The organism is Oceanisphaera sediminis, from assembly GCF_039539745.1.
In the GTDB taxonomy this organism is placed as follows: Bacteria; Pseudomonadota; Gammaproteobacteria; order Enterobacterales; family Aeromonadaceae; genus Oceanimonas; species Oceanimonas sediminis.
In genome coordinates, this window is the sequence record NZ_BAABDS010000001.1 from 109,999 (window position 1) to 122,319 (window position 12,321).

General features: G+C 57.9%; 11 protein-coding genes. All 11 read left to right on the top strand.

The genetic code is table 11. The annotated features are described in order from the left end of the window. The first annotated feature begins 11 nt into the window (after window positions 1-11). The 11 genes from ABD827_RS00440 (at window position 12) to ABD827_RS00490 (ending at window position 12,254) form a co-directional block, all read left to right on the top strand. Window positions 12-1,091, top strand: coding sequence for a PilN domain-containing protein (locus tag ABD827_RS00440; protein WP_344961343.1), 1,080 nt, complete (start codon window positions 12-14; stop codon window positions 1,089-1,091). Continuing rightward, window positions 1,088-1,702, top strand: coding sequence for a type II secretion system protein GspM (gene gspM, locus ABD827_RS00445; RefSeq protein WP_344961344.1), 615 nt, complete (start codon window positions 1,088-1,090; stop codon window positions 1,700-1,702). Before ABD827_RS00440 ends, gspM begins: the two co-directional genes overlap by 4 nt. Then, window positions 1,699-2,241, top strand: coding sequence for a hypothetical protein (locus ABD827_RS00450; RefSeq protein ID WP_344961346.1), 543 nt, complete (start codon window positions 1,699-1,701; stop codon window positions 2,239-2,241). The genes gspM and ABD827_RS00450 overlap by 4 nt, the downstream gene beginning before the upstream one ends. Then, the gene (gspD, locus tag ABD827_RS00455) at window positions 2,238-4,331 is read left to right on the top strand and encodes a type II secretion system secretin GspD (protein WP_344961348.1); all 2,094 of its coding nucleotides are present in this window, start codon (window positions 2,238-2,240) and stop codon (window positions 4,329-4,331) included. Before ABD827_RS00450 ends, gspD begins: the two co-directional genes overlap by 4 nt. A 117-nt stretch (window positions 4,332-4,448) precedes the next feature. Next, window positions 4,449-6,188: an ExeA family protein gene (locus tag ABD827_RS00460; RefSeq protein WP_344961350.1), complete on the top strand. Its 1,740-nt coding sequence runs from the start codon at window positions 4,449-4,451 to the stop codon at window positions 6,186-6,188. After that, entirely contained in the window at window positions 6,172-6,903 is a 732-nt protein-coding gene (locus ABD827_RS00465) for a general secretion pathway protein GspB (RefSeq protein WP_344961352.1), read from the top strand. The genes ABD827_RS00460 and ABD827_RS00465 overlap by 17 nt, the downstream gene beginning before the upstream one ends. A gap of 139 nt (window positions 6,904-7,042) precedes the next feature. Next, complete coding sequence (gene mioC / locus ABD827_RS00470) at window positions 7,043-7,489, top strand: FMN-binding protein MioC (protein WP_298718590.1); 447 nt, start codon at window positions 7,043-7,045, stop codon at window positions 7,487-7,489. 489 nt (window positions 7,490-7,978) lie between these two features. Further along, window positions 7,979-9,868, top strand: coding sequence for a tRNA uridine-5-carboxymethylaminomethyl(34) synthesis enzyme MnmG (mnmG, locus tag ABD827_RS00475; protein WP_344961355.1), 1,890 nt, complete (start codon window positions 7,979-7,981; stop codon window positions 9,866-9,868). A 23-nt stretch (window positions 9,869-9,891) separates the two neighbouring features. Beyond that, complete coding sequence (rsmG, locus tag ABD827_RS00480) at window positions 9,892-10,524, top strand: 16S rRNA (guanine(527)-N(7))-methyltransferase RsmG (RefSeq protein ID WP_344961357.1); 633 nt, start codon at window positions 9,892-9,894, stop codon at window positions 10,522-10,524. 24 nt (window positions 10,525-10,548) lie between these two features. Then, on the top strand, window positions 10,549-11,352 hold the full coding sequence (locus ABD827_RS00485; RefSeq protein ID WP_298718596.1) for a ParA family protein: 804 nt from the start codon (window positions 10,549-10,551) through the stop codon (window positions 11,350-11,352). Next, window positions 11,349-12,254, top strand: a complete 906-nt coding sequence (locus ABD827_RS00490) for a ParB/RepB/Spo0J family partition protein (protein WP_344961360.1) — start codon at window positions 11,349-11,351, stop codon at window positions 12,252-12,254. The genes ABD827_RS00485 and ABD827_RS00490 overlap by 4 nt, the downstream gene beginning before the upstream one ends. Window positions 12,255-12,321 lie beyond the last annotated feature (67 nt).

Genomic DNA, 12,321 nt, shown 5'->3' on the forward strand with positions numbered 1-12,321 from the left:
CGGAGATCCCTATGGATGGGGAAAAGTTCACCAAGCTGCTGCATCATTACCGCCGGTTATCATGGCAGCTTCTGGCCACATTCTGGCAATGGTGGAGCCGGCAACTGTTCGACCTGCTACCGGCGTCAATCACTCATCGTCTGCACAGCCAGCAGCAACGACTGCTTATTTATCCCGAGCAGAAACATTTCCGGCTGAAGCTGGAGCCCGACGGCGAACAATTGCTGCTGAATGATGACACTGAGCAAAGCGGGTTGCTGGCTGACATGCAGCGCCGGGCAGACAGCATACAGCTGTGCCTGCACGGCAAAGACGTGCTGCATACCCGTATATCACTGCCCGCGGCAACCGCCGGTAACCTGGATAATGTGCTGCGCTTCGAAATGGACAGGCATACCCCCTTTCATGCCAAACAGGTTTATTTCGGCTATCACATTGCCACCCAGAATAAACGACATTCCCTCATCCAGGTTGAACTGCTGCTGACACCACGAGCACAGGTAGACGCGCAACTGACCGAGCTGAAGATGCTCGGTCTGGTGCCCACTGAGCTGGCCAGTGCCGAACATCCACAAGCACCGATCATCACGCTAAACGTGCCGCCCGGTGCCGCCATTATCAAGGCCAGGCGAGTGAAAGCCCTGCGGGGAGCCCTGGTGCTGGTGATGCTGGTACTGCTGATCGCCGTGCCGCTTTACCAGCGACAGCACCGTATCGAATCTTTGAATGCCCAGCTGAACATACCCCGGCAACGGGCCGAACAGGCCGCCGATCTGAAACGACAACTCGAAGAATTGCAGCAAAGCCGGCAGTTTCTGGCGCGTGAAAAAGCCAGGCAACCCTCGACACTGTCATTGCTGGATACCCTGACTCGCCAATTACCCGACCATACCTGGCTCAGCCGCTTCGAACTGCACGACGGCTCGGTGCAATTGCGCGGCGAATCGGCCAGTGCCTCCGAGCTTATTGGTATTCTGGAAGCCTCTCCGCTGTTCTTCGATGTGCACTTCAGCTCACCGGTGACCAATAATCCGGCTACCAGCAAGGATCGCTTCATGATCGATGCCCGTTTCGGCGAGGAGGGATCATGATAAACCTCGGTCAGCGCCAGCAGCAGGCGATCGCTTTGGGTCTGCTGATCACGGCTCTACTACTAATATTCAGTCTGATTATCAGCCCTCTGCTCGGTCTGTTTCTGCAACAGGGAGCGGCCATTCATCAACTTGAGGATCGGCTTCACCGTTATCAGCAACTGTCGGCCGAGCTGGAACAGACCGAACAATCGTTGCAGCAACTGCGCAGCGCCACTCCCGACACCGGCCTTTATCTGCCGGAGCGGCGCCCCAGCCTGGCCTCGGCTTGGCTGCAGCAGCACCTGAACCGGCTGGTCAGTCTCAGCGGCGGCCAACTGGTCAGTATTCAAAATGCCCAGCCCGGTACCGAGGGCCCGCTGCAGGGCGTCGTGCTTCGGGTTCATCTGCGCAGCGAAATCGATCAGTTGGTGCCCCTTATCCATGCGATCGAGTCGGGGGATCAGGCTCTGTTCATGCGCGATTTGGTGATCACCGCCAATCCTCGGCGGGCAATCACCCGAAACAATCGCAACCGGGTGATCCGCCGTCAGAGAGTGAACGCACGGCAGATTCCCTCGCTCGATATTCGCTTCGATCTGCTTGGTTATACCCAAAGGGAGGCGTTATGAAGCCTTGGTTAGTGTTGCTGATCATGCCGATGTTATGGCTGTCATCCTCCCGTGCGCAAAACGATGGCGCTCCGATATCGGGCTACCCACCTATAGAGCAATTCGAGGAAATAATGGCTCGCCCCTTGTTTGACGACACCCGTCGACCATCGGAAGACGAAGCAGAAACAGAGAAAAATATCAGCGCAAGCGCCGCCGCCATACGCGAGAAATGGCGGCTGAGCGGGGTGGTATGGGAAAACGATCAGCAACTGGCCCTGTTCAATGAACGCCGGGGAGAAGGCCGGGCGCGTATCAAGACGGGCATGTACCTGGACGGTGACTGGCAGTTGGAAGAGATAGGCCGGGATAGCGTCACCCTGAGCGACGGCAGCCAGATCCTGCGGCTGGAGCTGTGGGAACCGAGGCCGCCCTCGTCCCGGCCTGCCGCCTCTCAGAGCAACCAGAACGAAGCAAGCGCCGCACCGAATATCGACTCTGCAGAGACAACCGAAGCGGATGACAATAACAAACAGGGAAGTAACGGGGAGTCACAATGATCAACTCACACCAGACTAGTTGGCTGTTTACCGGTGTTTTCTGCCTGCTGCTGACCGCCTGTACCAACCCGACCGGAGACAGGGCCGCACTCGACAAACCCTGGAGCCAAGCCAGAGTCACCAGCGATTACGATCCGGTACGGCTGCCTCCCCGTCATGACGAGACTCCCCCAAGTGCCGCCACCACTACGGCAGACCCAACTGCCCGCCCGGCCCCCCGCAGCGAAATTTATCGAGGCTCGGGAAATTTCGTCAAACTCGGTCAGGCCAGCAAGACACCGATGAACACCGCCACCCCCGGTGACATTACCCTCAACTTTCAGGGATCCGACATTGCCGAGGTGGTCAAAACCATTCTCGGCGATATTCTGCAACTGAACTATTCGCTGGATGAGCGGGTGGGTGGCCAGGTTTACTTGCAGACCAACACCCCCATTCGGCAAGACGATCTGCTGCCGACCCTGGAAAACCTGCTGCAAACCCACGGTGCCGCCTTGGTACACAGCAATGGCCTCTTTACCGTGGTGCCGGCTGGCGAAGTACCGCCCTCGGCCCTCAATCCGCGGCTGACCCCCACCGCCGAGCGGGGCTACCAGATGCTGATTTTACCCCTGCGCTACATCGGTGCCCGAGAAATGGAAAAAATCCTCGAGCCGGTCAAGCCCCGCCAGGGGGCCATGATGGTGGATGACAGACGCAATATGCTTACCCTGGTCGGCAGCCGTGATGAACTGGTCAACATTCGCGACACCGTCAACCTGTTCGATGTGGATCAATTGCGCGGCATGTCGGTGGGGCTGTTTCGGCTGCAAGCCAGCAGCACCGACGTGATTGCCAACGAACTACAGGCCATTTTCGGCGATCAGGCCGAAGGGCCGCTGGCCGGCATGGTGCGTTACCTGCCGATAGAGCGACTCAATGCCCTGCTGGTGATCACTCCGCAGGAACGTTATCTGACCGACGCCAGAGTGTGGATAGAACGGCTGGATCGGGCCGAAAACCCGCGCGGCCTCAACATGTATGTGTATCACGTGCAAAACGGCAAGGCCGATCACCTGGCCACCCTGCTTAACCAGCTGTTCGACAGCCAACGCCGCAACAGTGCCGGTTCTTCCCAGCCGCCGGCTACCCAACCTGCGGAAGACGACGCGCCGCTGCAAATCGCCACCGGCATCAATGCCGCCAACCTGGACGTGGGCGAGGTGAGCGTCATTGCCGATACCGAACGCAACGCTCTGGTAGTCATGGCCGCCAGCGCCGATTACCAGAAGGTGGAGCAGGCCATCAAACGGCTGGATCAGCTGCCGCTACAGGTGCTGGTGGAAGCTACCATCGTGGAGGTAAGCCTGGATGACGAGCTGCGATACGGCCTGCAATGGTACTTCAAGAACCAACTGGGCGGCGGACGCAGCGGCGTGGGCGCCATCGGCTCCTTGCCTATTCCCTCCCCTTTCGACGGCGGTCTTGCCGCCAGCGCCAGCTACGAAGTGTTCAACGCCAGCGGTACTCGAGCCCTGCTCACGGCACTTGCCAGCGATTCCAAGGTCAACGTGATCTCCTCTCCTACGCTGATGGTGCTGGATAACCAGAAGGCACTGATCCGGGTGGGCGATCAGGTGCCCATTCGCACCTCGGAAACCACCAACCTCAACAGCGACGTAGGCAATGTCACCAGCACCATACAGTACCGGGATACCGGCGTACTGCTGGAGGTAACCCCACGGGTCAATTCCGGCGGCATGGTGGTACTGGAGCTGGTACAGGAGGTAAACGACGTGGCCACCACCACCAGCTCCAATATCCAGTCACCCACCATTACCCAGCGCAAAATCGACACTCGAGTAGCGGTGCAGAGCGGTGAAACCCTGGTATTGGGTGGCCTTATCCGCGAGAACAAGTCTCAAGACAGCCAAGGCGTGCCCGGCATTCGCCATGTGCCGATACTGGGCTGGCTGTTCGGCAGCAGCGGCACCAACGTAAGACGTACCGAACTGGTGGTGTTGATCACCCCCACCGCCGTGGCCAGCCCGACCGATGCCCGCGCCGTGACCCAGGAATATCGCAGCAAGCTGCAGCAGGTGGCGATGTAATAAGCAGTGATCCTACCGGCGCAGAGACACAGCTTCGAATAGCTCACGACGATCGGCTGACCGAAGCCAAACAAGAGCTTCTATAGTAATGGGTATATGTATCCAGGGATGGTCATCATGTACGATTCTTATTTCGGCCTCAGCGAGCTGCCTTTTTCCATTGCGCCCGATCCGCGTTATCTCTATCTCAGCCGGCAACACAGAGAGGCGCTGGCTCATTTACAGTATGGGCTGGTCTATCACGGCGGTTTTGTGCTGCTGACCGGCGAGGTCGGCTCCGGAAAAACCACCGTCTGCCGTTGTCTGCTGGAACAGGTACCGGAGCAGACCGATCTGGCATTTATTCTTAACCCCGGCTGTTCGGTGCAAGAGCTGCTGGCCGCCCTTTGTCGGGAGCTGGCAATCAAGGTGCCGGAGCCGTCCCATGGCCAGCAGTTGATCGATGCCATTCATCATCACCTGCTCGCAACCCACGCCCGGGGTCGCCAGACGGTGCTGATCATCGACGAGGCTCAGAACCTTTCTACCGAGGTGCTGGAGCAGATCCGGCTGCTGACCAACCTGGAAACCGATACCCACAAGCTGTTGCAGATTATCCTGTTGGGGCAACCGGAGCTGGCCGACAAGCTACGCCAGCCCGAGCTGCGCCAGTTGTCGCAACGAATCACCGCCCGTTATCATCTTGCCCCCTTGTCGTTCGGCGAGATGCAGGCGTATATCGCCCACCGCCTGTCGGTGGCGGGTATAGAAGCGGCGCTGTTCCGGCACAACAGCCTGCGCCGGCTGTATCGCCTGACCGGCGGCGTGCCGCGGCTTATCAACGTGATCTGCGACCGGGCCTTGCTGGGGGCCTATGTACAACGGCTGCCCCGGGTCGATCTGGCGACCCTCAATCGCGCCGCCGTCGAGGTGCTGGGTGCTTCACAGCCCCCCACGCGCCGACGGATCCTTGCCATTGCCGCCGGCCTGCTCGCTGTTGTTGTCACCGGCGGCTGGCTGGCTCAGTCAACATGGCCGGGCATTACCGACATAAGCGAGCCGGCAACCCCCACGCCAGTCGTTAGCAATCACGGCCTTTCGCCACCACAGGCTGAGCCCCCCCATGAACCACTCCCTGAACAGCGCATTACCGACGCGATGGCCCCGGAACCTGCTCCGCCGGCTCAAGCAGCATCGACACCAACACCGGCGCCGAGCGATACCGCAACGCAACTCAATCCATGGCAATGGCCTGCGGCCCTGACCACCGACCTGAGCCAGGTCATGGCATATCAGCATCTTTTCTCGCTGTGGGGGCTGGATTACGATCCGGCCGAACATCCGGTGGTGTGCCCTTTTGCGCGCCGGCATCGGCTGGAATGCGCTTTTCAGAACGGTAATCTCGCTACGGTGCGGCAACAGAACCACCCGGTCATTTTTCGCCTGGAGCACCCCGAAAAGGGAGCCGTATATGCCATTCTGACTCGTCTCGATGACGAGTGGGCGGAGCTGATGGTGGGCGGTCGGCTCAAGCGCATGTCACTGACGGAGCTGGCCGCCAGCTGGCCCCACAGCTACGTTCTGCTGTGGCAGTTGCCGCCGCATTATCAGGCACCACTGTACCCCGGTAGTCGAGGAGACATAGTCGTCTGGCTGGAACAGCAGATGGCGCGCTGGCAAGAACGGGCCCCCCGCCGGCAGCATCAATATTATGACGAGGTACTCGTCGGTGATATCAGGGCATTTCAACGCAGCAAGGGGCTGACCGCCGATGGCATTTTCGGCCCACAAACCAGCATTTATCTCAGCGCCAGCCTGCTGAACGACTTGCCGAGGCTTACCGGCCAACAGGAGATAACCAGTGTCATACATCCTTGATGCGCTTAAACAATCGGAACGCAGGCGAGGCCAACAGACATCGTCGGCGGGAAACCATACACCGGCGGAAACGCCGAGTTTACCGCCGGCTCCCCGCTATCGGCGCCGATTATGGTGGCTGCTAACCGGTGTGCTGCTGGCGCTGATCGTCGGATATGGCCTGGGTAAAATCGGCTCAAGATGGCTGCAATCGCCGCAGCAAGCCATATCGCCGCAGCAAACCATTGAGGTGCCTTCACCTGCGGCCACGCCCCCCGAACCCGAAGAGCAAGCACCGGCGCAAGCGGCCCCCACTGCGGCCAGAACGCCGATAGTGATTGGCCCCGCACCGGTACGCATCTTGCTGGACGATCCCCCGAGCCTGACCATGAACCCGGCACCAAAGGCCGGCAATACCACAACACCGGCCACGGAGAGTGCCGGTTCATCGGCGGAGGTGTCTCCCGACGTCGTGCCCACTCCCGAGCCGGTATTCGATCCCGGTGTGCCGGATCTACGTGAGCTACCGGCCAGTATTCGGGCTAAACTGCCCGCACTGACGCTGTCGGTTCACATCTACTCCAAGACTGCCGCCAGCCGAATGGCCAGTATCAACGGCCAGATGCTGCGAGAAGGCCAGCAACTAGGGGCCTTGCGCCTGCAGAGCATCACTCCCCGCGGGGTGATCCTGAGTTTTGAAGGGAATGAGTTTCATTTGAATTCAGTCGGGGGATAGGCTTCAAACCCAATCATCACCGACGCTCTCGGCTATGACAGTTCCAGGCCAAAACTGTGCCTGAGCAACACAGATCCTGCACCACGGTCACCTTCGGATGATGCTAAAATCGGCACCATTATCTTTATCAAGGAACTGTATGAGTCACTTCACCCTGTTAGTGGGCTCCACCCTCGGCAGCGCGGAAGATCTGGCCGATGACCTGGCCGGGATCCTGCAAAATCATGGTCATCAAACGGTTATTCACACTTCTCCCCAGCTTGATCACATCTTGATCAGACCCGATCATTATTTACTGTTGATCTGCTCTACCCATGGGGCCGGCGATCTGCCGGACAATATTCAGCCCTTTTCTCTGCAATTGAACGAACAACAGCCGGATTTAACCGGACTGGCGTATCTGGCCATCGGCCTGGGCGATTCTGCCTACGACACCTTCTGTTACGCCATCCATAAACTCGATCGACAGCTGGCGGATCGAGGCGCACAGCGGATCGGCGATCGGTTGGATATCGATGTGAGCCAGCCGGATCCGCCGGAGCTGATCGCAGAAAAATGGCTGGATCACTGGTTATCACAGCAGTAGATCCTGGTTTTTACTCGGGGAGCGTGGATCTGGCCACCGCAAGATCCACGCACCTACAAAATTCTTTCCACCAAGTTATCAACAGATCCCACCCTGAGATCCCCGTCACCGCCCTGCGCTAAAAAAACCATCAATGTGTATAACCATGCTTGAATCCGGTGTTAAACCTATAGTTATCCTATTAATTAAATAAAGCTTCACCAGCCTCTGTTGATAACTATACAAGTTACCCACCGGTCCAGGGAGGGCTCCGGCAAGGTTGTACACATCAATCGATCGTAAGTAACCGCATGATCTTAAAGATCAAAAAACGGTTACTCACAGATCTGGTCGTCCCTAATAATAGATCTAACAGAAGATCGATCTAGAGATCTAAGATCTATTAACGATCACGAGATCCTCTCGATCCAGTTTCCATCCGCTCGCTAAAAAAGCTAAAATGACCGCCCTTCGGGATCCTTACACCTGCCTGTCTCAAGAGTATCTGTTATGCACTATGAAGAATCGTTTGACGTCATTGTTGTGGGTGGCGGTCATGCCGGCACTGAAGCCGCTGCTGCCGCTGCTCGCATGGGAGCAAACACCCTGTTATTGACCCATAACGTGGATACTTTGGGACAGATGTCGTGCAACCCGGCCATCGGGGGTATCGGCAAGGGTCATCTGGTCAAGGAGATCGATGCCCTCGGCGGGATCATGGGTACCGCAGCCGATCACGCCGGGATCCAGTTTCGCACCCTCAACGCCTCCAAGGGCCCAGCCGTTCGAGCCACCCGTGCCCAGGCGGATCGTCAGCTGTATCGGCAGGCCGTAAGAACCCGACTGGAAAACCAGCCAAACCTGAAGATCTTCCAGCAGGCCTGTGATGATCTGCTGCTGGAAGGCGATACCGTCGTCGGTGTAGTGACCCAGACCGGTCTTAAATTTCGCGCCAAGACCGTGGTGCTGACGGTCGGAACCTTCCTCAACGGCTTGATCCATATCGGCATGGATAATTACAAGGGCGGTCGTGCCGGTGATCCTCCTTCCATCGCCCTGGCAAGCCGGTTGCGGGAACTGCCGCTGCGCATCGATCGACTGAAAACCGGTACGCCGCCCAGAATCGATGCCAACAGCGTGGATTTCTCGGTAATGCAGGTTCAGCCAGGCGATAACCCGACCCCGGTGTTTTCATTTATCGGCAGTCGTGAGGATCACCCGCAGCAGATCCCCTGTTACATCACCCATACCAATGAAAAAACCCATGAGGTGATCCGCAAAAATCTGGATCGCAGCCCCATGTACGCCGGTGTGATCGAAGGGATCGGCCCGCGCTATTGCCCCTCGATCGAAGACAAGATCACCCGTTTCGCCGACAAGAACGCCCATCAGATTTTTGTCGAGCCGGAAGGGCTGACCAGTACCGAGCTGTATCCCAACGGGATCTCCACCAGCCTGCCCTTCGATGTGCAGCTGGCGATCGTGCGTTCGATCAAGGGCTTTGAGCAGGCGCACATCATGCGACCCGGCTATGCGATCGAGTATGATTATTTCGATCCTCGCGATCTGAAGATCAACATGGAAAACAAGTGCCTGCATAACCTGTTTTTCGCCGGCCAGATCAACGGCACCACCGGCTACGAAGAAGCCGGTGCCCAGGGGCTGCTGGCGGGGTTGAATGCCGCTCTGCGCGCCTTCGACAAGGACGCCTGGTCACCCCGCCGGGATCAGGCCTACCTGGGGGTGATGATGGACGACCTGTCCACCCTGGGTACCCAGGAGCCTTATCGTATGTTTACCAGCCGGGCGGAATATCGTCTGCTGCTGCGGGAAGACAACGCGGATATCCGCCTCACCGAAGAAGGCCGTAACCTGGGGCTGGTGGACGATCATCGCTGGGCCATGTTCTGTGACAAGATGGAGCGGATGACCCAGGAGAATCAGCGTTTGCGTGAAAACTGGGTAAGCCCGACTCATGCCGCCGCCCCGGCGTTGAATGAATTGCTGAAAACCCCGCTCAGCCGTGAACACAACCTGGAAGAATTGCTGCGTCGCCCCGAGCTGAATTACGCCACCCTGATGGCGGTGGATGGCATCGGCCCGGGCATCGAGCATGAACAGGCCGCCGAGCAGGTCGAAATCCAGATTAAATACGCCGGTTACATCGAGCGGCAGAAAGATGAAATTCAGAAGCATCTGCGCAACGAGCACACCCGCCTGCCACTGGATCTGGACTATAACGAGGTGCCGGGCCTGTCTCATGAGGTGATCGCCAAACTCAACCAGGCCAGACCCGAAACCCTGGGCATGGCCTCGCGAATTGCCGGCGTAACCCCGGCGGCCATTTCGATTCTGCTGGTACACCTCAAGAAACGCGGCCTGCTGCGCAAGTCGGCGTAAGAACCATGATGAGCAACAACACGATGCACGATAAATTACAAAGCACACTGCAGCGCTTGCTGGGCCAGACCGAGCTGGCGGTTACCCCCGAGCAGGCCGATAAGCTGGTGACACTGGTTACCTTGCTCGACAAATGGAACAAGGCCTTCAACCTGACCTCGGTGCGTGAGCCTGTCGCCATGATGGGCCGTCATATCGTGGACAGTCTGGTAGTAAGTCCTCACCTGCAGGGTGAGCGTTTTATCGATGTCGGCACAGGTCCTGGCCTGCCGGGTCTGCCGTTGGCCATTATCAATCCCGACAGGCAGTTTGTGCTGCTCGACAGCCTCGGCAAGCGTATCCGTTTTATTCGCATGGTGGTGCATCAGCTGGGGCTAACCAACGTGGAGGCGGTGCAGAGCCGGGTAGAAGATTTCAACCCGGAGCAAAAGTTTGATGGTGTGCTGAGTCGGGCCTTTGCTTCGCTGGATGACATGGTAAGCTGGTGCGCTCATCTGCCCGGGCCCGACGGCCGCTTTTTGGCGCTGAAGGGGCAATATCCGGAGCAGGAGTTACAATCATTACCTGCTCATCTCGCACTGGATCGGGTTTATCCGTTAACCGTGCCCGAGCAGGAAGGAGACCGCCATCTGGTGGTCATCAAATTAGCTAGGTAGCTAGCCAGTCAGTAGAGGTATTCGGTGGGAAAAGTCATCGCCATTGCCAACCAGAAAGGGGGCGTGGGCAAAACCACAACGTGTGTCAATTTGGCCGCGTCCATGGCCGCCACCAAACGCAAGGTGCTGGTGATAGACCTGGATCCTCAGGGCAATGCCACCATGGCCAGCGGTATCGATAAATATCAGGTCGCCAACACGGCTTATGATTTGCTGGTGGATGAGGTGCCGGTCGAGCAGGTGGTGGAGCGGGAAACCAGCGGCGGCTACGATCTTATCGCCGGCAACGGCGATGTCACCGCCGCCGAAATCCGGCTGATGGAAGTGTTTGCCCGCGAGGTGCGATTGCGCAATGCCCTTGCCCCGGTACGCGATTATTACGATTATATTTTTATCGACTGTCCCCCTTCCCTCAACCTGCTGACGGTCAACGCCATGTCGGCGGCGGACTCGGTACTGGTACCCATGCAGTGCGAATATTTCGCCCTGGAAGGACTGACGGCCCTGGTGGATACCATCAGCAAGCTGGCGTCGGTGGTGAACCCGGCGCTCAGGATCGAAGGCATACTGCGCACCATGTTCGACCATCGCAACCGATTGTCCAATGAGGTGTCCGATCAGCTTAAATCGCACTTCGGTGACAAGGTCTATCGTACCGTGATCCCGCGTAACGTCCGTCTGGCCGAGGCGCCCAGCTTCGGTACCCCGGCCATGTATTACGATAAATCTTCACTGGGTGCCAAGGCCTACCTGGCGCTGGCCGGTGAAATTCTGCGCCGGGAAGAGCTTTCTCAGGACCATTCTGAACCTTCGGAACAAACAGCATGACCATCAAACGACGTGGTCTGGGCAAGGGCCTCGATGCCCTGCTCAGCACCAGTTCTGCCGCCAATCAGCGTCAGCACCAGGCCGAAACCCATTCCCTGCCCGGTGCCAACGGCGAATTGCAGACTCTCTCTCTGAACGAGCTGCAACCGGGCAAATATCAGCCTCGCCGGGACATGTCCCAGGTGGCACTGGAAGAACTGGCTACCTCGATTCGCCAGCAGGGCATTATTCAGCCGATCGTGGTGCGAGCGCTGGAAACCGGTGGTTACGAAATTCTGGCCGGCGAACGACGCTGGCGGGCAGCCCGGCTCGCGGGTCTTGACCAGATCCCCTGCCTGATCAAGGCAGTGGCGGATCAGGAAGCCATGGCCATCGGCCTTATCGAGAATATTCAGCGCGAAGATCTCAATGTCATCGAAGAGTCCCGCGCCTTGTCCCGCCTGATCGAAGAATTCGGTTTCACCCATCTGTCGGTCGCCGAGGCGGTGGGTAAGAGCCGTAGTACCGTCTCCAACCTGTTGCGTTTGGCTCAGCTCAACGACGAGGTCAAACAGCTGGTGGAACACGGTTCGCTGGAAATGGGCCATGCCCGGGCGCTGCTGGCGATTTCCGGTGAACCACAGACCGAACTGGCCCGGCTGGTGGCACAAAAAGGCCTGACGGTGCGAGAAACCGAAAAACTGGTCAAGCAGAGCCTGACACCGAAAAAAGAGAAAATTGAACAGCCCGGATCCTTGCTGATGAGCCAGCTTGAACAGGAAATCGGTGAAAAACTGGGTTCAAAAGTAGAAATCAAGTCGACCCACAAGGACAGGGGGAAACTGGTGATCTCTTATAACTCTTTGAATGAACTAGATAAAATAAGTCATTTTTTTGGTATTAACGACATGCCGGAAGTCTGACACAAGGTAAATGCTCAATTAGTTTAACCCGTTGTAAATGGTCGGAAAAACCGCAGTAAGTCGGTAA